The following is an 18,301-nucleotide window of genomic DNA, read 5'->3' on the forward strand; positions in this document are numbered from 1 at the left end:
ATTACCAGGCACTTTTGCCCGTTCATTGCCCAATTTCAGACAGCTCCGAGCCCTCGATATCGACCACGGCCACCGGCGGCCCGCGCGCCCCGCCTCAGCTCGCCTCCCCGTCCACACACTCCCCCCATTCCTTGTCCAGATCGAGCTGCTCGCTCGGCTGCGTCAGCGAGAACCAGTTGCCCGAGTCGTCGCGGAATATCGCCTCGATGCCGTACGGCCGTGCCTGCGGTTCCTGGAGGAACTCCACGCCCCGGCCCTTGAGCGTGGCGTACTCGGCATACGCGTCATCGGTCGTCAGGACACCCGCCCCCAGCAGCCCCTTGCGCACCAGCCCCTTCAACGCCTCGGCGGACTCCGCGTCCATACCCGCCCCGCCCGGCACCATCAGCGTCAGCTCAACCCCCGGCTGATCCTTGGCCCCCACCGTCAGCCAGCGCATGCCCTGCTCGCCGCCCATCCGCATGTCCGTACGGACTTCGAGCCCGAGCTTCTCGGTGTAGAACTCCTTGGCACGATCCTGGTCGAGCACCCAGACGGTGCTGATCGCGAGACCTTTGATCATGACTCTCTCCTCCTGCCGTGCGTCACCGTTCGCCCGCCGCCCGCCGTGAGCGCGGCCACATCTCGATGCTGACATGCACCACTGACAACGGCCCGCCGCGTTGCGCATCCGCATCTGCGCTACGCATCGTGACGCACCTCTCACACAGCGCTGCCGGGCGGCGTAACGTGGCCGGGAACGGGGTTGCAGCGGGCAACCCGCAATGAGTGGCGGTGAGTTGTGCCTCCTCGCAAGGACACCGACGCGTCGGTGAGCGTCCCGTGCTTCTACGGCGCCGAGTTGCGCTTCCAGCGGGAGCAAGCGGGCTTAACCCTGGAGCAGTTGGTGGAAGGCAGCTTCCGGGGCCTGTCCTTCCTCAGCCAGATCGAACGCGGCGAGCGCGGCATGCCGAAGGATCTCGCCGTCCACGTCGACAAGAAACTCGGCACGAACGGCTTCTTCGAGCGGCATTGCACGGCGGTGCAGAAGGCGCGGTTGGGCGGCTACGCGGAGCACTTCGCAGACGTCGCGGACATGGAGCCGCGAGCAGCCACCATCGAGGACTGGGCGCCTTTACTCATCCCGGGCCTCCTGCAGACCGCCCCGTACGCACGGGTGATCATGCGGTCAGCGATGCCGTGGTCCCCCGCCGCAGACATAGAGCGGATGGTGAAGGCGCGACTGAAGCGAGCTGACGTCTTCAAGCAGGAGAAGCCGCCCAAGCTCTGGGTGACCCTGGACGAGAACGTCATTCGTCGCCGAGCCCTCCCGCCCGACGGAATGGCGGAGTTGATGGAGCACATCACGCGCGTGATCGAGGGAACGCCGTCCATCCTGCAGATCGTCCCGGCAACGGCAGGCATTCACCCCTTCATGATGGGGATGACGCGGATCATGACCTTCCGCGACGAAGCTCCGCTGATCTATACGGAGGGCCTCCACAGCGGCCAACTCATCGACTACCCACCACATGTGACGCGGTACAGGGAGTCGTACGATCTGCTCAGGGCCGCCGCTCTACCCCCTGAGGCGTCCCTAGCCATGATCGATGAAGCGGCGAGGGGCTACAGAAATGAAGCGCAGCAAGAGGAATGACCTCAGCTCTGCGACTTGGCGCAAGAGCAGCCACAGCAGCGGAACCGGCGGCGAATGCCTGGAGGTCCGCGACGACCTCCCCGGCCTCGTCCCCGTCCGCGACAGCAAGGCCCCGCACGGTCCGGCGCTCGTCTTCCCGGCCACCGGCTGGTCCACGTTCATCTCGGCCGTCAAGGACGGCGGTCTGTCCGGCAGTTGACCGGAGTTCCGCAGCGCACGGAAAAGCGGCCCCCGAACACCGGGGGCCGCTTCCGTATCGAGAACGGTCGACGGGTCAGACGGTCTCCGCCACCGCAGCCCGCGCCGCCGGAGCGTCCCCACCCTCCTTGTCCTCGGTCGGCGTGGGGCCGCCGCGCAGCGGGATCTCCTTGAGGTACCAGGCCGCGACGAAGCCGATGATGCTGACCGCGGCGCCCCACAGGAAGACGTGGTGGGTGCCGGTGGCGACCGCGTGCGTGTAGGCGTCACGGACCGCGGCCGGCAGCTGCGCCAGGCCCTTCGGGTCGAGCTGGGCGGCGCCGCCGGACGGCAGCTTGCCGCCGGCCGAACCGAGCCGCTCGCTCATCGTGTTCTGCACCTGCTTCGTGAAGATCGCGCCGAAGATCGCGACGCCGAAGGAGCCGCCGATCGTCCGGAAGAGGGTCGCGGAGGACGAGCCGACGCCCATGTCCTTCATCTCGACGCTGTTCTGCGCGATCAGCATCGTGGTCTGCATCAGGAAGCCCATGCCGGCGCCGAGCACCGCCATGTAGAGGCCCGAGGTGAAGCGGGTGGTGTCGGTGTCCATCAGGGACAGCAGCGCCAGACCCACGGTGATCAGGCCACCGCCCACCACCACGAAGACCTTGTACTTGCCGGTCGAAGTGGTGACCCGGCCCGCGAACAGCGACACCGCCATCATCGCCAGCAGCATCGGAAGCAGCAGCAGGCCGGAGTTGGTGGCCGACGCACCCTGCACGGTCTGCTGGAACAGCGGCAGGAAGGTCATCGACCCGAACATCACGAAGCCGACGAGGAAGCCGATGAGGGTGACCAGCGAGAAGTTGCCGTTACGGAAGATGTGCAGCGGCAGCACCGGCTCGGCGACCTTCATCTCCACAACGAGGAACAGCCCGATCGCGACGACGCCGAGCGCCCCGAGCCCGATGATCACCGGCGACAGCCAGTCGTACTCGGTCCCGCCCCAGGTGGTGATGAGCACCAGCGAGGTGATGCCGACGGTGAGCAGGAGAGCGCCGACGTAGTCGATCCGGGTCTCCGCGCGCTTCTTCGGCAGGTGCAGCACCGCGGTCACCATGACCAGCGCGATGGCGCCCAGCGGCAGGTTGATGTAGAAGCTCCAGCGCCAGCCGAGGTGGTCGGTGATGGTGCCGCCGACCAGCGGCCCGCCGATCATCGCGACGGCCATGACGCCGGCCATCATGCCCTGGTACTTGCCGCGCTCACGCGGCGGAATCAGGTCACCGATGATCGCCATCACGCCGACCATCAGACCGCCCGCGCCCAGACCCTGAACCGCACGGAAACCGATCAACTGCCCCATGTCCTGGGCCATTCCGGACAGCGCGGAGCCGATCAGGAACAGGACGATGGACGTCAGGAAGACGCCCTTGCGTCCGTACATGTCGCCCAGCTTGCCCCAGATCGGGGTGGAGGCCGCGGTGGCGAGGGTGTACGCGGTGACCACCCAGGACAGGTGCTCAAGACCGCCCAGTTCGCCGACGATGGTCGGCATCGCGGTGCCGACGATCATGTTGTCCAGCATCGCGAGCAACATCGCGATCATCAGCGCGAACAGCACCACCCGCACACTGGCGGACTGTTTGCCGCCCTGTGCCGCTGCCGGTCTGTCCCCCGCTGGGGTCGCTTTCTGCGACATCCCCACATCACTCCCACTTACTTGCCGCCCGGCTAGTTCAGTACAGTGAGGAAAGATAGGCCGCCAACTAGCCGGGCGTCAAGTAAGTTAATTCGGCGCGCCCGCCCGCCGCACCCACTACGCAGGAGAGCACCGTGAGCACACCGCAGGCGCGCAGGAGCAACACCCGCCAGCGCATCCAGGACGTCGCTCTGGAGCTGTTCTCCGAACACGGCTACGAGAAGACATCGCTCCGCGAGATCGCCGAGAAGCTGGACGTCACCAAGGCGGCGCTCTACTACCACTTCAAGACCAAGGAAGACATCGTCATCGGCCTCTTCCAGGACCTCGCGGCGCCGATCGACGAGCTGGTGACCTGGGCCGAGGAGCAGCCGCGCACCCTGGAGACCAAGACCGAGGTGATCCGCCGCTACAGCGAGTCGCTGCGCAGCGCGGAACCGCTGTTCCGCTTCATGCAGGAAAATCAGGCGGCCGTACGGGATCTGAGCGTCGGCGAGACCTTCAAGCAGCGGGTGCTCTCGCTCTTCGCGCTGCTCAAGGAGCCGGACGCGGAGATGATCGACCAGGTGCGCTGCCTGACGGCGCTCTTCTCGATGCACGCGGGCATGTTCGCCATGCAGAACGTCAAGGGCGACCCCGAGGAGAAGCGCAAGGCCATCCTCGAGGTCGCCACAGAACTGGTCACGGCGGCCAACCCGCCGAGCCGCCGGCCAGCCCGGCCGGACTCAGCTCAGACGGAGTCGCCGTGAGCCCGCAGGAATCCGGTCGGCTCGATGCCCGACCCGTAGTTGGGGCCGGTGCGGACCTCGAAGTGCAGGTGGGGACCGGTCGAGTTACCGGTGCTGCCGGACAGACCGATCTGCTTGCCGGTCGAGACCTGCTGACCGACCTGGACCTGGATCTGTGACAGGTGCGCGTACTGGGTGTACGTGCCGTCGTCGTGCTTGATCACGATGGCGTTGCCGTACGCGGGACCGTCGCCGCCGCCGTTCGGCCCTGCCTTGACGACGGTGCCGTGGTGGACGGCCTTGACCGGGGTGCCGGTCGGCACGACGAAGTCCTGACCACTGTGGTTGTGCGACCAGTGGCTGCCGGCGATGCCGAAGGGCTCGCCCATCGTGTACTTGTCGACCGGCTTGACCCAGGCGTTGGCCTTCTCCGCGGCGGCCTTCGCGGCGGCCTGCTTGTTCGCCGCCGCCTTCGCCGCGGCCTGCTTGGCGGTCTGCACCGCCTTCACCTGGGCGTCGGCCTGCGCGGTGACCGTGGAGCTCACATTCGACGTGAGGCTCGTGAGGCCGGAGTCCGCGGCGTTGGCCACACCCGCGCCGAGGGCGACGGTGGCGCCGAGACCGGCCGCGACCACGAAGGTGCGGGACCGGAGAGCGGACTTCTTGGAATTGCGGAACGCGGTGAACTTCGACATGCGGGTTGTACCTCCGAAAAGGAACGGGAAGGGAATGCGATCCGGCTGCGGACCGGCATCGCCATCCCTTGGTAACCCGCCATCGCCGCCCCGCCAAGACCCCTTTCTACTACCCCGAGCCGTATCAGAAGCCGGGGAATTGACCCCACACACTCCCCTCACCCGCCCCCGACCAACCCACCGAAACCTCCCATCCCGAACCCGGACAGATACCCCCCATACCACCACTCAACAGGCAATATCCCCATACACGCCACGCCGACCCGACACCCCACCCCCCACCTGCCACACGCCCTCCACCCCCCAGAGCAAAAGGTCCCGCACCTCCCTCCGGCAATTCCCCTAATGCATCTAGTAGGCCCTTATCGACCTGTGCGACAAGTCACCGACACATAAGATCCAAAGCCTTTTCGCGGGCCTTTGGGGTGTCCGTTTCGGGACCAAGGGCCTTTGTGACGGGGGTTACTCCGGCATTGTGACCGGGGTTACTCGGGCTTTGTGGTCTGGGTTACTCACGACCCAAGAAATGCCCGAATTGCCGGGAAATCGCTCCTGGCGTTTCCGTCTCACGCCCCGGAGAAGCCCCGGATCCGCCACGGGGCCATCGGGCCACCTGACCGGCCCCACGCCCGGATGGACGCCCTGAGGGCGCGCCCACGGCACTGGGCAGCCCCGTGGCCCGCCTACGGCCCAGGAGGCTCCTTGGAGAGTGGGACGTGACCGACAGGGACGCCCCTCTCACGCAGATACGGCACCGCCCCGGACCGAAGAACGGTTCCGGGGCAGTGCCGTATCTGTGCGCGGTGCGCGGGCGCCGGTGGGCGCCCTCGCGGTTACGCGTCCTTGCTGAGGTTCGTCGAACCCGAACCGCCGGCCGTGGACTCGATCGGCGGGGCGTCGGGCAGTGCCGACTTCTCCTCGCCGCGGAAGGTGAACTTGGCGTTCTCCCCCTCGCCCTCGATGTCGACAACCACGATGTGGCCCGGACGCAGCTCGCTGAAGAGGATCTTCTCCGAGAGGGCGTCCTCGATCTCGCGCTGGATCGTGCGACGCAGCGGACGGGCGCCGAGCACCGGGTCGTACCCGCGCTTGGCGAGCAGCGACTTGGCCTCACCGCTCAGCTCGATGCCCATGTCGCGGTCCTTGAGCCGCTCGTCCACCTTGGCCAGCATGAGGTCGACGATCTGGATGATGTCTTCCTCGGTCAGCTGGTGGAAGACGACGGTGTCGTCGACACGGTTGAGGAACTCGGGGCGGAAGTGCTGCTTGAGCTCTTCGTTGACCTTGTTCTTCATCCGCTCGTAGCTGGACTTGCTGTCGCCCTGGGCCGCGAAGCCGAGGTTGAAGCCCTTGGAGATGTCCCGGGTGCCGAGGTTGGTCGTCATGATGATGACCGTGTTCTTGAAGTCCACGACCCGGCCCTGGGAGTCGGTCAGGCGACCGTCCTCCAGGATCTGCAGCAGCGAGTTGAAGATGTCCGGGTGGGCCTTCTCGACCTCGTCGAAGAGCACGACGGAGAACGGCTTGCGGCGCACCTTCTCGGTGAGCTGGCCGCCCTCTTCGTAGCCGACGTAGCCGGGAGGCGAACCGAACAGCCGCGAGACCGTGTGCTTCTCGCTGAACTCCGACATGTCGAGGGAGATCAGCGCGTCCTCGTCGCCGAACAGGAACTCCGCCAGCGTCTTGGACAGCTCGGTCTTACCGACACCGGAAGGACCGGCGAAGATGAACGAACCACCGGGACGCTTGGGGTCCTTGAGGCCGGCCCGCGTACGGCGGATGGCCTGCGAGAGCGCCTTGATGGCGTCCTTCTGGCCGATGACGCGCTTGTGCAGCTCGTCTTCCATCCGCAGCAGCCGCGAGGACTCCTCCTCGGTGAGCTTGAAGACCGGGATGCCGGTGGCCGTCGCCAGAACCTCGGCGATCAGCTCCTCGTCCACCTCGGCGACGACATCCATGTCGCCGGCCTTCCACTCCTTCTCCCGCTTCGCCTTCGCGGCCAGGAGCTGCTTCTCCTTGTCGCGCAGGCCCGCGGCCATCTCGAAGTCCTGCGAGTCGATCGCGGACTCCTTCTCCCGGCGCACATCGGCGATCTTCTCGTCGAACTCGCGCAGGTCCGGCGGTGCGGTCATCCGGCGGATGCGCATCCGCGAGCCGGCCTCGTCGATGAGGTCGATCGCCTTGTCCGGCAGGAACCGGTCCGAGATGTAACGGTCGGCGAGGGTGGCCGCGGCGACCAGCGCGGAGTCCGTGATGGACACCCGGTGGTGCGCCTCGTAGCGGTCCCGCAGGCCCTTGAGGATCTCGATGGTGTGCGGCAGCGACGGCTCCGCGACCTGGATCGGCTGGAAGCGGCGCTCAAGGGCCGCGTCCTTCTCCAGGTGCTTGCGGTACTCGTCGAGCGTGGTGGCGCCGATGGTCTGCAGCTCGCCTCGGGCCAGCATGGGCTTGAGGATGCTCGCGGCGTCGATCGCGCCCTCGGCGGCGCCCGCACCCACCAGGGTGTGGAGCTCGTCGATGAACAGGATGATGTCGCCGCGGGTGCGGATCTCCTTGAGGACCTTCTTCAGGCGCTCCTCGAAGTCACCGCGGTAGCGGGAGCCGGCGACCAGGGCACCGAGGTCGAGGGTGTAGAGGTGCTTGTCCTTGAGGGTCTCGGGCACCTCGCCCTTGACGATGGCCTGCGCCAGGCCCTCGACGACCGCCGTCTTGCCGACGCCGGGCTCGCCGATGAGGACCGGGTTGTTCTTGGTACGGCGGGACAGCACCTGCATGACCCGCTCGATTTCCTTCTCGCGCCCGATGACCGGGTCGAGCTTGGTCTCGCGAGCGGCCTGCGTGAGGTTGCGGCCGAACTGGTCCAGGACGAGCGAGGTCGAGGGGGTGCCCTCGGCCGGGCCGCCTGCGGTGGCGGCTTCCTTGCCCTGGTATCCGGAGAGCAGCTGGATGACCTGCTGCCGCACCCGGTTCAGATCGGCGCCCAGCTTCACGAGGACCTGGGCTGCGACGCCCTCGCCCTCGCGGATCAGGCCGAGCAGGATGTGCTCCGTACCGATGTAATTGTGGCCGAGCTGAAGGGCCTCGCGGAGCGAAAGCTCCAGCACCTTCTTGGCACGGGGGGTGAAGGGAATGTGGCCGGACGGAGCCTGCTGGCCCTGCCCGATGATCTCCTCCACCTGCTGGCGGACCGCCTCGAGCGAAATCCCGAGGCTCTCCAGGGCCTTAGCGGCGACACCCTCACCCTCATGGATCAGGCCCAGGAGAATGTGCTCGGTGCCGATGTAGTTGTGGTTGAGCATCCGGGCTTCTTCCTGAGCCAGGACGACAACCCGCCGCGCGCGGTCGGTGAACCTCTCGAACATCGTAAATCGCTCCTCAGAGCGGTCGGGCAGATGAGGGGGCGGTCCCCTCCCTGTCCTTCCGCATGCTAGTCCCGCAGGGCGGGACAGCTCATTCCAACTGCCGACACCCGTACGCGGCTCACCCCACTCTCGTAGGGAAGTCACCTGCCCCGAACAGCCGACAACTGCTCCAACCCGATGGTGCGAGACGATGTTCCCGCAGGCCAGGCATATACGCCCACCACCACTACGCCCGTGGCGAACGCTGCCCGTTCCGACGCGCCTGCCCCGCCGCCCGCCGTGAAGCCGGGCGGAGCGCATTCTGCGCCGTCACACCGTCTTTTCCCATGGTGAATGTCTTACCCGCTGCCACTGACACTCCATGCGACAACGGCCCGGTCCATCCGCTACGGGCGAACAACTCTGACCGGATCCCTCCCGCCGAATACCCCCGCACACCCGGCTCACCAGGCACGTCGCGTATCGAGGCGTCAACCCAGCGTAACTTCCCGGGTTTTCGGGAGTTGCACCGGGCATGGCCCACGCGCTCCCGCGTCCCCGTCCGCCCCGCGCCGCCGTACGCCGGTGGTACGAGGAGGAGATGGGCTGGCCGACCACCGGTACGGAGCCGGTGGAGCTGCTCACGGGGCTGCGTTTCGACGTCCTGGAGATGCCGGCGGAGGCGGGTCACGCCGTTCTGCGACGGCTGCCGCGCACCGGCCCTGTGGCGCTCGTCGGCGGCGCCCCGCCTCCCTGCGCGCCGCACGGAGCGGCTCTTGTGGAGGGCGGTCACCGCGGCTGCGCCCCTGCCGCGAGCGACGGGATTCTCCCTGCCGATCGGCCGAAAATCCTCATGCTCGTGGCGGCCGGTGGCGCCGAGGAACTGCCCGGAATCCTGGAATGGCTGGAGTGGGGGGCGCTCGCGCCCGATCTCACGGCGCGAGGCGCCGGAGGGCGGATGCCCGCTCCGTCATTCCCGAGTTCCGGACCGTCGTCGTACGGATTCGGCTCGCGGGAGGCCGCGGGATGGGTGCGGCCTCCCGAACCGGGATACGAGGCCGAGAATTCCCTGCCCACCACGGGGTTCGGGGCAGGTTTCGGGGACGGTGGTGACGCTCCCGATCTCGTACGGCTCGTGAGCGCGGCGGCGACGGAATGCCACCGGGCCCGGTTGCTGCGTGCTCGTAATGACCAAACCGATCGCGCCGGTGGCGATCAGCCGTTGGCCTTCTCGTATGCCTCGCGAATGTCGGCGGGCACACGGCCGCGGTCATTGACGTTGTAGCCGTTGTCCTTGGCCCACGCGCGCACCTTCGCGGTGTCCTGGCTGCCACCGGAAGCCGCACGGGCCTTGCCGCGGCCGGAAGAAGAACGACCACCGGTACGGCGGCCGGCCTTCACGAAGTCGCCAAGCGCGGTGCGCAGCTTGTCGGCGTTGGCGGTGGTGAGGTCGATCTCGTAGGACTTGCCATCGAGAGAGAACGTCACGGTCTCGTCGGCCTCGCCGCCGTCGAGGTCGTCGACAAGAAGAACCTGAACCTTCTGTGCCACCGGGTTTCCCTTTCATCGAATGTGGATTACGACGGAAAGCAAACCGCTTTTCCCGGAAAAACACAAACCCCTGGGTAGGGTTCACTTGCCCGCCGACAGGGGAACGCATCGCCCGGTAGGCATGAGATAGGGGCGCGATTCGGACATAGAACGCTGTCAGAGGTGCAGAAGCATGCGACTGTTACCCAGGGTGTTGGGCTTCACTCGTTCGAGTCCCAGGAACTCGGCAACGCCCTCGTCATAGGAACGCAGCAGCTCGCTGTAGACATCACCGTCCACGGGAGTCTCACCGATCTCCACGAACCCGTGCTTGACGAAGAAGTCGACTTCGAAGGTGAGACAGAAAATGCGGCGCACTCCGAGCCAGCGCGCGGTGCTCAGCAGCTTGGCGAGGACTTGATGGCCGACGCCGGCGCCCTTGAGCTGGGGATCCACCGCCAGTGTGCGCACCTCGGCGAGGTCTTCCCACATGACGTGGAGCGCACCGCAGCCCACCACCTCGGCGTCTTCGTCGCGCTCGGCGACCCAGAACTCCTGGATGTCTTCGTAAAGGGTGACGGTGGCTTTGTCGAGCAGGATCCCGTCGCGGGAGTAGGAGTCGATGAGGTGGCGGACGGCCGGTACATCGCTGGTCCTGGCGCGGCGTACGGTGAGCCCTATTGAATGCGGAGGCATGCCGGGACGCTATCGCCCCTTGCCACCGGGGGCCGCTCCGGGTTCATCGCCTTCCCCTGAAGCCGCTGCGTCCGCACCGTGCGCCTCCTGGGCACCGGTGGTGCGTCCGGTGTCCGGGGCGGGTTCCGCGTCCTGCCGGGGAGTGTCACCCGGTGCGGCGGCGCGTTCCACGGCTTCCGTGAGTTCGGCCGGGTCTTCCGGGTCACCGGGTTCGTCCGGTTCATCGGCCTGCACCATTCGTACGGCGTCCCGGAGTGCGTGGCGCTGTTCCGGCGACATCATGCCGAAGAAGGCGACGAGAGCAGCCGCCTGGTTGTCACTGGTCGACCATGCTTCGTTCATCAGTGCGGCCGAGTAAGCGGCGCGAGTGGAGACCGCTTCATATCGATAGGCGCGGCCTTCTGCTTCGCGGCGCACCCAGCCCTTCTGATGAAGGTTGTCCAATACGGTCATGACCGTCGTGTAGGCGATCGACCGTTCCTTCTGCAGATCTTCCAGGACTTCTCGAACGGTGACCGGGCGGTTCCACTCCCAGACCCGCGTCATGACCGCGTCTTCCAGATCACCCAATGGTCTCGGCACACCTGAAGAATAGTGGGAGATGTCTCGAATGCCGGTTCATCTCGGGTGCGTTTACGCAGGAAAACGACGTACGGCCCGGGATACCCGTCCCGGGCCGTACGTGGTGTGCGGACGGTGGCCGCCCGCGGAAATTCGCTGGATTCAGGCGCCGTGCACGGTGGGTTCCTGACGGGCCGACTCGGCGCGGCTGAGCACCTCGGCCGCGGCGTCTTCCTTCGCCTTGTTCTCGCCGCCCTGGCTCTTGATGATGACGACGATCAAAGCGGTGAACGCCACGGCCATCACTACCGGCGGGAACAGCGCTGCGACGTAATCCATGGCGTTGGCCTCCTTGGGGCGAGAGGATTCCAGAGTACGCAGCGCTCAGGCGGTGCGGGCCGCGGGGGGCGGTGCGGGCTTGCGCCGCGGCGGGAAGACCTCGCCGGGTGTGGGGATCGGGCGGTCGGGCCGCGGCGCCTTGCGTTCGCCCGGCCGCGGTGTGGGGCGCGGGGCCGGCCGGGGCGGCTCGTCGGCGCTGCGGGCGGCCGGCAGGACCCGCAGCCGGGCCCGTACGGACAGTTCGGCGAGCTGCTCGCAGCGGCGCAGCAGGGCGGCCCTGCGGTCGCGCTCGGCCGGCCCCGCGGGCTGCCCGGCCAGTGCGCGCAGGGCCGCGAGGTCGTCGGGGCCCGGTACGCAGTCGGCGGACAGCACCTCCTGGAGCCGTGCGAGGTAGCCGGCGGCGGAGCCGGGCAGGGTTTCGCGGTAGCGGGCGAGGTCGGCGAGCAGGAAGGCGCGCAGCCGGCCGCCTTCGCGGACCGCTTCGTCCACCGCTTCGTCCAGCCGGAGGTACTCCTGGAGGTCCGTCTCCCCGTCGGGGCCGAAGGCGCCGAGCGGGGCGGTGGGGGACGTCGACCGGATGGCATGGGCGAGGGCGCGACGGAGCACACGCAACTCGTCGGCGCTGAACGCCATGCCGCCGCGGGATCCGTATGGCATAGGCATGCGGCGGACTTTACGACCAATTAAGACAAAAGCCATTCAATTGCGAGCGGCGGCGCGGCCACGGGCGAGGCCGTGGCGGGCGCCACGCGGCCCCGGCGGGCGGCCGGGGCCGGATTCCCGGGGCCGCGCGCCCGCGGGGGCTCCGTGGGCCCTTTGCGGGCCCTCTCGGCGGCCGTCGGGGCCATCCGTCCGCGTGCCGGGCGCTCAGGGCCGGGCGACGTTGCGCTCGTAGACCAGGCGCAGGCCGATCAGGGTGAGCCAGGGCTCGTGCTCGTCGATCACCGACGACTCGCCCAGCACCATCGGCGCCAGCCCGCCGGTGGCGATCACGGTCACCTCGTCGGGGTCGTCGGACAGTTCCCGCGCCATGCGCTGGACGACGCCGTCGACCTGGCCTGCGAAGCCGTAGAGGATGCCGGACTGCATCGCCTCGACGGTGTTCTTGCCGATGACGCTGCGCGGCCTGGCCAGTTCGATCTTGCGGAGCTGGGCGCCCTTGACGCCGAGTGCCTCCACGGAGATCTCGATGCCGGGTGCGATGACGCCGCCGACGTACTCGCCGCGGGCGCTCACCGCGTCGAAGGTGGTGGCGGTGCCGAAGTCGACGACGACGGCGGGTCCGCCGAACAGTTCGACGGCCGCCAGCGCGTTGATGATCCGGTCCGCGCCGACCTCCTTCGGGTTGTCCATGAGGATCGGCACGCCCGTCTTGACGCCGGGCTCCACCAGGACGGCAGGGACGTCCCCGTAGTAGCGGCGGGTGACCTCGCGCAGCTCGTGCAGGACGGAGGGGACGGTGGAGCAGATGGCGATGCCCTCGATGCCGTCGCCCAGTTCGTCGCCGAGCAGCGGGTGCATGCCCATCAGGCCGTGCAGCAGGACGGCGAGTTCGTCGGCGGTGCGGCGGGCGTCGGTGGAGATCCGCCAGTGCTCGACGATCTCCTCTCCGTCGAAGAGCCCGAGGACGGTGTGGGTGTTGCCCACATCAATGGTCAGCAGCATGGCGGTCAGTGGTCCTCGCGCTGGTCGCCGGTCACGTCGTGGCCGGCGCCCGGCCCGCCGTCCGCGTCATCGGCGTCGCCCTCGCGCAGGTCGAGGCCGATGTCGAGCACCGGGGACGAGTGCGTGAGCGCGCCCACCGCCAGGTAGTTGACGCCGGTCTCCCCGTACACCCGGGCGTTGTCCAGGGTGAGGCGGCCGGAGGACTCCAGGATCGCGCGGCCCGCCACCAGGGCGACGGCTTCCGCGGTCTGCTCCGGGGTGAAGTTGTCCAGCAGGATGAGGTCGGCGCCCTCGGCGAGGATCGGCGGGATCTGGTCGATCCGGTCGACCTCGACCTCGATCGCCACCCCGGGGAACTCGGACCGTACGGCGGTGAACGCCTCGGCCACGCCGCCGGCCGCGACGACGTGGTTGTCCTTGATCAGCGCGGCGTCCGACAGCGACATCCGGTGGTTGACGCCGCCGCCGCAGCGCACCGCGAACTTCTCCAGGGCGCGCAGTCCGGGCGTGGTCTTGCGGGTGTCCCTGACCTTGGCCTTGGTGCCTTCCAGTGCGTCCGCCCAGGCGCGGGTCGCGGTGGCGATGCCGGACAGCCTGCCCAGGATGTTGAGCGCGCTGCGCTCGGCGGTGAGCAGGTCGCGGGTGCGGGTGGTGACGCTGAGCAGCTTGGTGCCCGCCTCGACGCGGTCGCCGTCCTCGACGTGCCGTTCGACGGCGAACTCCTCGGTGCAGACGATGGAGAGCACCGCCTCGGCGACCCGCAGCCCGGCGACCGTTCCGGCCTGGCGGGCGGTGAAGTCGCCGGTGGCCACCGCGTCTTCGGGGACCGTCGCGACGCTGGTGATGTCCACACCCTGGTCGAGGTCCTCCTCGATGGCGAGGTGCGCGATGTCCTCCACCTGGACGGGGTCGAGGCCCGCCGTCACCAGGAGGGCGGCCAGATCCGGGTCGAGTCCGCAGCTGAGCGGGTCGAGTTCGTACCCGCCGTCGTCGGGCCCGCCGCAGCCGCAGGCATCGCCGCAGCCACCGCCGGCGGCGTCCGCGGCTGCGGCGTCGCGCCCGCCGATCTGGAGGAGGGGGAGGTCGTCGGGGGTGCTGCTCACGGGGTGCGCTCCGAATCGGGGAGGGAAGTAACGGGTGATGCGGGACGGTTGGTGTCCTTCTCGGGGACCGTGGGCGGGAAACCTGCCGACCCGGTGGTACGGACGGACAGGGCACGGTCCGCATCCAGGGTGATGCGGAAGTGGCGGCTCCAGGAGGTGTCGTCCCGGTCCGGGTGGTCCTCACGCCAGTGGCATCCGCGCGTCTCCTCACGGCGCTGCGCGGCGGCGACCAACACCCGGGCGACACAAAGGAGGTTGGTCGTCTCCCACGCCTCGACACCGGGCTCGGGTGCCTTGGGCGCCGAGGCCGGCACAGTGGCGGCTTCCGGCGCGGCCGTGCGGGCCGTGGCCTCGCGGTGGAGGCGGTCGAGCTGCGCGGCGGCCCGCGCGAGGCTGTCGGCGCTGCGCAGCACTCCGGCGCCCGCGGTCATGATCCGCTGCACCTCGATACGCGCATCGGGGGCGAGCAGCGGTAGCGGGGCACCCGGGGCGGGCGGCGCGTCCGCGCGTCCCGTCCCGTCGCTCCCGGTGGCGTCGGCGCTCCCGATGGCGTCGCCACTCCCGGTGATGTCGGCCGCGATGCGTTCGGCGAAGACCAGGCCCTCCAGAAGGGAGTTGGAGGCGAGCCGGTTGGCCCCGTGGACGCCGGTGCAGGCGACCTCACCGCAGGCGTAGAGGCCCGGCACCGTCGTCCGGCCGTGGAGGTCGGTGCGGACGCCGCCGGAGGCGTAGTGGGCGGCCGGGGCGACCGGGATGGGCTCCGTGACGGGGTCGATGTCATGGCTGCGGCAGGCCGCGAGGATGGTCGGGAAGCGGCTCTCCCACATGTCCGCGCCGAAGTGCCTGGCGTCCAAGTACATGTGCTCGGCGCCCTGTTCGGCCGCCCTGCGCATGATCTCCTTGGCGACGATGTCGCGCGGCGCCAGTTCGGCGAGTTCGTGCCTGCCGACCATGAAGCGGGTGCCGTCGGCGTCGACAAGGTGGGCGCCCTCGCCCCGTACCGCCTCGGAGATCAGCGGCTGCTGGCCCTCGGCGTCGGCGCCCAGGTAGAGGACCGTCGGGTGGAACTGGACGAACTCCAGGTCGGACACCTCGGCTCCGGCGCGCAGCGCGAGCGCGACGCCGTCGCCGGTGGAGACCGCCGGGTTCGTGGTCGCGGAGAAGACCTGGCCCATGCCGCCGGTGGCGAGGACGACGGCCGGGGCGTGCACGGCGCCGACGCCGTCGTGCTGCCCCTCCCCCATCACGTGCAGGGTGACGCCGGACGCACGGCCCCTGGCGTCGGTGAGCAGGTCGAGGACGAGGGCGTTCTCGACGGTGCGCAGTCCGGCGGCGCGCACCGCCGCGACGAGCGCGCGGGAGATCTCCGCTCCGGTGGCGTCGCCGCCCGCGTGCGCGATGCGGCGGCGGTGGTGGCCGCCCTCCCGGGTGAGCGCGATGTCGTCGCTGTCCGGGGCGGTGTCGAAGCGTGCGCCCGCGGCGATCAGCCGGTGCACCGCGGCGGGGCCCTCGGTCACCAGGGTGCGGACGGCCGCTTCGTCGCAGAGGCCGGCGCCCGCCACCAGGGTGTCGGCCAGATGCTGCTCCGGGGTGTCACCCTCGCCGAGCGCCGCGGCGATCCCGCCCTGGGCCCAGCGGGTGGAACCGTCGTCCAGGCGTGCCTTGGTGACGACCACCGTCCGGTGTCCGGCCGCGGCGCACCGGAGCGCGGCGGTCAGCCCGGCGACACCGGACCCCACGACCACCACGTCCGCCTCGATGGCCCATCCCGGGGCGGGGGCCTGGAGGCGTATGCCGGTCGGGCCGGGCTCGTTTCCTGTTCCGGTGGCGGTCATCGGGGCGCTCCGAGGGGGCCTTGAGGAATGGGGGGAGAAGGAGGAGCTGTGGGGCGGGGAGTGCCCTCCGGGGCGGCAGGACAGGGCTGTTGGCCACCGAAGGTGAGACGGATGTTGTCGATGAGGCGTGTGGTGCCCACGGTGGCGGCGAGGGCGAGCACCGCCTCGCCCTCGTAGCCGTCGGCGACCTCGGTGAAGTCGGACGGGTCGACCAGCGCCACATAGTCGACCGCGAGCGGCGGGTCGAGGACGGCGGCGTCCGCCAGGACCGCGCGGGCGGCGGCGCACGCCACGGACGGGCCGCGCGCCGCCTCGGCCGCCGCCTGCGCGACGGCGTGCGCGTCCGCGGCGGCCCGGTCCTCGCCCAGAGCCGCCAGCGCTTCGGAACGGCGTTGCGCACGCTGCCCGGCGGAGCCGGCGCGTTCCCGCAGCGCCTCCTGGGCGGCGGTACGGTCACGGGCCGCGAAGAGCGCGGCGGACAGCGCGAGCGCGGTCCTGCGCTCCGGCGTGGAGAGGTAGCGGTTACGGCTGGAGAGGGCGAGACCGTCCGCCTCCCGGACCGTCGGAACGCCGACGATCTCCACGGGGAAGTTGAGATCGTCGGCCATCCTCGTGATGACCGCGAGCTGCTGGGCGTCCTTCTCGCCGAAGAGCGCGACGTCAGGGCCGGTGAGGTGCAGCAACTTGGCGACCACCGTCAGCACTCCGTCGAAGTGCCCCGGGCGGCTGGCGCCCTCCAGGACCGCGCCCATGGGCCCCGCGATGATCCGCACCTGGGGCTCGCCGCCCGGATAGACCTCGTCGGCGGAGGGGGCGAAGACGGCGTCGGCACCGGCCGCACCGGCCAGCACCACATCGGCGTCGAGGGTGCGCGGATAGCGGTCCAGATCCTCGCCCGCGCCGAACTGGAGCGGGTTGACGAAGACGGTGACGACGACCTGCCCCTGGGGGCCGACCCGCTCCCGGGCGGCCCGCATCAGGGTGGCGTGGCCCTCGTGCAGCGCCCCCATGGTCATCACGACGGCACGCCCGCCACCGGAGCGCGCCAGACCGCGCAACTCGGCGGCGGTGTGCACCAGTTGGGGGCACGGCTGCCGGCTCGGGGCGGTCATCGGGTGTCGCCTCCGTGGGGGCCCTGGCCGGGGCCTTCGTCGGGGTGGCCGGAGCCGGGGCCTTCGTCGGGGCGGTCGGGACCGTCGTCGGACGGCCCGCCTTCGGGGGACGGCCCGTCCCCGGGGTCCTCGTCCGCGGACGGCCGCCCCTGGGAAGCCGGGCTCCCGGACGCCTCCCCTGTGGCGACGTCGGCGAGCACGCCGAGGAGGTCCTCGGCCAGCTCCGGCTTGAGAAGGCCGTGGGCCAGCGCCCGGTCCGCCGTCGTACGGGCCATCGCCAGGTAGCCGGCGACGCTCTGCGGGGCGTGCCGGCGCAGTTCGGTGACGTGGGCGGCGACGGTGCCCGCGTCGCCGCGCGCGACCGGCCCTGTCAGGGCGGCGTCACCGGAGCGCAGCGCATTGTCGAGGGCCGCGCCGAGCAGCGGGCCGAGCATCCGGTCCGGGGCATCGACCCCGGCGGCGCGCAGCAGCTCCAACGACTGGGCGACGAGCGTGACCAGGTAATTCGCGCCGATGGCGAGCGCCGCGTGGTAGAGCGGACGAGCCGATTCCGCGATCCACTCGGGCTCCCCGCCCATCTCGATGACCAGCGCCTCGGCGGCCATCCGCAACTCATCGGGCGAGGTGACGCCGAAGGAACAGCCGGCCAGCCGCTGGACGTCCACCGGCGTACCCGTGAACGTCATCACCGGGTGCAGGGCCAGCGGCAGGGCACCGGCCCGGGTGGCCGGATCCAGCACGGCGGTTCCATAGCGGCCGGACGTGTGCACCAGCAGCTGCCCAGGCCGCACCGCGCCGGTCGACGCGAAGCCCGTCACCAGATCGGCCAGGGCGTCGTCGGGAACCGTCAGAAGTACGAGGTCGGCGCGGGCCAGGACCTCGGCGGGCGGCACCAACGGCACGTCGGGCAGCAGCGCAGCCGCACGCCGCACGGAGGCGTCGGAGACTCCGGAGACGGCGACCGGACGGTGCCCTGCGAGCTGTAGCGAAGCGGCGAGGGCCGGGCCGACGCGCCCCGCGCCGACAACTCCGACGGTCAGTCGGGCCGGGCGGTCGTGGGCCTCGATGGGCGGGATTGCATTCACGCGGCGGTGCCTTCCGTTCCAGTCCGCGGGGGGTACCGGACGATTCATCGCCATGCTACGCGAGTGCTTCCTGCGCACTTGAGGGTCTTACGAAGG

17 protein-coding genes and 2 pseudogenes are annotated in these 18,301 nt (G+C 69.7%); 5 read left to right on the forward strand and 14 right to left on the reverse strand.

Annotated features, from left to right (window positions below):
- Positions 1-94: 94 nt before the first annotated feature.
- Positions 95-562, reverse strand: coding sequence for a VOC family protein (locus ACGFNI_RS23170; protein WP_227050003.1), 468 nt, complete (start codon positions 560-562; stop codon positions 95-97).
- Between the two features lie 219 nt (positions 563-781).
- Here ACGFNI_RS23170 and ACGFNI_RS23175 point away from each other — a divergent pair, with 219 nt between their 5' ends.
- Positions 782-1,636, forward strand: coding sequence for a helix-turn-helix domain-containing protein (locus ACGFNI_RS23175; RefSeq protein WP_393686528.1), 855 nt, complete (start codon positions 782-784; stop codon positions 1,634-1,636).
- Positions 1,614-1,835: a DUF397 domain-containing protein gene (locus tag ACGFNI_RS23180; RefSeq protein WP_393686529.1), complete on the forward strand. Its 222-nt coding sequence runs from the start codon at positions 1,614-1,616 to the stop codon at positions 1,833-1,835. The genes ACGFNI_RS23175 and ACGFNI_RS23180 overlap by 23 nt, the downstream gene beginning before the upstream one ends.
- A gap of 75 nt (positions 1,836-1,910) precedes the next feature.
- On the opposite strand, the gene ACGFNI_RS23185 is transcribed toward ACGFNI_RS23180, so the two are convergent.
- Positions 1,911-3,515 (reverse strand): MDR family MFS transporter, encoded by a 1,605-nt coding sequence (locus ACGFNI_RS23185; protein ID WP_393686530.1) that lies wholly within the window; start codon positions 3,513-3,515, stop codon positions 1,911-1,913.
- A 134-nt stretch (positions 3,516-3,649) separates the two neighbouring features.
- Between ACGFNI_RS23185 and ACGFNI_RS23190 the strand changes: the two genes are divergently transcribed.
- A complete protein-coding gene (locus ACGFNI_RS23190; protein ID WP_393686531.1) occupies positions 3,650-4,264 on the forward strand; it encodes a TetR/AcrR family transcriptional regulator in 615 nt (204 codons plus the stop codon).
- Here ACGFNI_RS23190 and ACGFNI_RS23195 read toward each other — a convergent pair.
- Together ACGFNI_RS23195 and ACGFNI_RS23200 are read right to left on the reverse strand one after the other, a co-directional pair.
- The gene (locus tag ACGFNI_RS23195) at positions 4,246-4,938 is read right to left on the reverse strand and encodes a M23 family metallopeptidase (RefSeq protein WP_393686532.1); all 693 of its coding nucleotides are present in this window, start codon (positions 4,936-4,938) and stop codon (positions 4,246-4,248) included. The two genes, ACGFNI_RS23190 and ACGFNI_RS23195, sit on opposite strands and share 19 nt — an antisense overlap.
- Before the next feature lie 833 nt (positions 4,939-5,771).
- Positions 5,772-8,300 carry an ATP-dependent Clp protease ATP-binding subunit gene (locus ACGFNI_RS23200; protein WP_393686533.1) on the reverse strand — a complete coding sequence of 843 codons (2,529 nt, stop codon included), beginning with the start codon at positions 8,298-8,300 and terminating at the stop codon, positions 5,772-5,774.
- Between the two features lie 514 nt (positions 8,301-8,814).
- Between ACGFNI_RS23200 and ACGFNI_RS23205 the strand changes: the two are divergent.
- Positions 8,815-9,018: pseudogene (locus ACGFNI_RS23205) on the forward strand (hypothetical protein); the annotation flags it as partial.
- A 102-nt stretch (positions 9,019-9,120) separates the two neighbouring features.
- Positions 9,121-9,564, forward strand: a pseudogene (locus ACGFNI_RS23210) (SCO3374 family protein); the annotation flags it as partial.
- Here ACGFNI_RS23210 and ACGFNI_RS23215 read toward each other — a convergent pair.
- From ACGFNI_RS23215 to ACGFNI_RS23260, 10 genes are all read right to left on the reverse strand, one after another.
- Positions 9,495-9,830, reverse strand: coding sequence for an Lsr2 family protein (locus ACGFNI_RS23215; RefSeq protein WP_393686534.1), 336 nt, complete (start codon positions 9,828-9,830; stop codon positions 9,495-9,497). The pseudogene ACGFNI_RS23210 and the gene ACGFNI_RS23215 overlap by 70 nt on opposite strands.
- Before the next feature lie 156 nt (positions 9,831-9,986).
- Complete coding sequence (locus ACGFNI_RS23220) at positions 9,987-10,505, reverse strand: amino-acid N-acetyltransferase (RefSeq protein ID WP_393686535.1); 519 nt, start codon at positions 10,503-10,505, stop codon at positions 9,987-9,989.
- A 9-nt stretch (positions 10,506-10,514) separates the two neighbouring features.
- Positions 10,515-11,051 carry a BlaI/MecI/CopY family transcriptional regulator gene (locus ACGFNI_RS23225; protein WP_393686710.1) on the reverse strand — a complete coding sequence of 179 codons (537 nt, stop codon included), beginning with the start codon at positions 11,049-11,051 and terminating at the stop codon, positions 10,515-10,517.
- 177 nt (positions 11,052-11,228) lie between these two features.
- Positions 11,229-11,405 (reverse strand): hypothetical protein, encoded by a 177-nt coding sequence (locus ACGFNI_RS23230; protein ID WP_393686536.1) that lies wholly within the window; start codon positions 11,403-11,405, stop codon positions 11,229-11,231.
- A gap of 45 nt (positions 11,406-11,450) precedes the next feature.
- The gene (locus ACGFNI_RS23235) at positions 11,451-12,068 is read right to left on the reverse strand and encodes a hypothetical protein (protein ID WP_393686537.1); all 618 of its coding nucleotides are present in this window, start codon (positions 12,066-12,068) and stop codon (positions 11,451-11,453) included.
- Positions 12,069-12,272: 204 nt separating this feature from the next.
- On the reverse strand, positions 12,273-13,070 hold the full coding sequence (locus ACGFNI_RS23240) for a type III pantothenate kinase (RefSeq protein WP_393686538.1): 798 nt from the start codon (positions 13,068-13,070) through the stop codon (positions 12,273-12,275).
- Between the two features lie 5 nt (positions 13,071-13,075).
- A complete protein-coding gene (gene nadC / locus ACGFNI_RS23245; protein ID WP_393686539.1) occupies positions 13,076-14,173 on the reverse strand; it encodes a carboxylating nicotinate-nucleotide diphosphorylase in 1,098 nt (365 codons plus the stop codon).
- Entirely contained in the window at positions 14,170-16,008 is a 1,839-nt protein-coding gene (locus tag ACGFNI_RS23250) for an L-aspartate oxidase (RefSeq protein WP_393686540.1), read from the reverse strand. Before ACGFNI_RS23250 ends, nadC begins: the two co-directional genes overlap by 4 nt.
- Complete coding sequence (panC, locus tag ACGFNI_RS23255) at positions 16,005-17,120, reverse strand: pantoate--beta-alanine ligase (RefSeq protein ID WP_393686541.1); 1,116 nt, start codon at positions 17,118-17,120, stop codon at positions 16,005-16,007. Before panC ends, ACGFNI_RS23250 begins: the two co-directional genes overlap by 4 nt.
- Positions 17,117-18,205: a DUF2520 domain-containing protein gene (locus ACGFNI_RS23260; protein WP_393686542.1), complete on the reverse strand. Its 1,089-nt coding sequence runs from the start codon at positions 18,203-18,205 to the stop codon at positions 17,117-17,119. The genes panC and ACGFNI_RS23260 overlap by 4 nt, the downstream gene beginning before the upstream one ends.
- Positions 18,206-18,301 lie beyond the last annotated feature (96 nt).

The organism is Streptomyces sp. NPDC048644 (assembly GCF_043199105.1).
In the GTDB taxonomy this organism is placed as follows: domain Bacteria; phylum Actinomycetota; class Actinomycetes; order Streptomycetales; family Streptomycetaceae; genus Streptomyces.

Excerpts from the sequence above, each read along its gene's own strand:
- ACGFNI_RS23170 (WP_227050003.1), bottom strand. The coding sequence starts at position 562 with ATGATCAAAGGTCTCGCGATCAGCACCGTCTGGGTGCTCGACCAGGAT.
- ACGFNI_RS23240 (WP_393686538.1), bottom strand. The coding sequence starts at position 13,070 with ATGCTGCTGACCATTGATGTGGGCAACACCCACACCGTCCTCGGGCTC.
- ACGFNI_RS23250 (WP_393686540.1), bottom strand. The coding sequence starts at position 16,008 with ATGACCGCCACCGGAACAGGAAACGAGCCCGGCCCGACCGGCATACGC.
- ACGFNI_RS23220 (WP_393686535.1), bottom strand. The coding sequence starts at position 10,505 with ATGCCTCCGCATTCAATAGGGCTCACCGTACGCCGCGCCAGGACCAGC.
- ACGFNI_RS23225 (WP_393686710.1), bottom strand. The coding sequence starts at position 11,051 with ATGACGCGGGTCTGGGAGTGGAACCGCCCGGTCACCGTTCGAGAAGTC.
- ACGFNI_RS23180 (WP_393686529.1), top strand. The coding sequence starts at position 1,614 with ATGAAGCGCAGCAAGAGGAATGACCTCAGCTCTGCGACTTGGCGCAAG.
- ACGFNI_RS23235 (WP_393686537.1), bottom strand. The coding sequence starts at position 12,068 with ATGCCTATGCCATACGGATCCCGCGGCGGCATGGCGTTCAGCGCCGAC.
- ACGFNI_RS23185 (WP_393686530.1), bottom strand. The coding sequence starts at position 3,515 with ATGTCGCAGAAAGCGACCCCAGCGGGGGACAGACCGGCAGCGGCACAG.
- ACGFNI_RS23230 (WP_393686536.1), bottom strand. The coding sequence starts at position 11,405 with ATGGATTACGTCGCAGCGCTGTTCCCGCCGGTAGTGATGGCCGTGGCG.
- ACGFNI_RS23200 (WP_393686533.1), bottom strand. The coding sequence starts at position 8,300 with ATGTTCGAGAGGTTCACCGACCGCGCGCGGCGGGTTGTCGTCCTGGCT.
- ACGFNI_RS23195 (WP_393686532.1), bottom strand. The coding sequence starts at position 4,938 with ATGTCGAAGTTCACCGCGTTCCGCAATTCCAAGAAGTCCGCTCTCCGG.
- panC (WP_393686541.1), bottom strand. The coding sequence starts at position 17,120 with ATGACCGCCCCGAGCCGGCAGCCGTGCCCCCAACTGGTGCACACCGCC.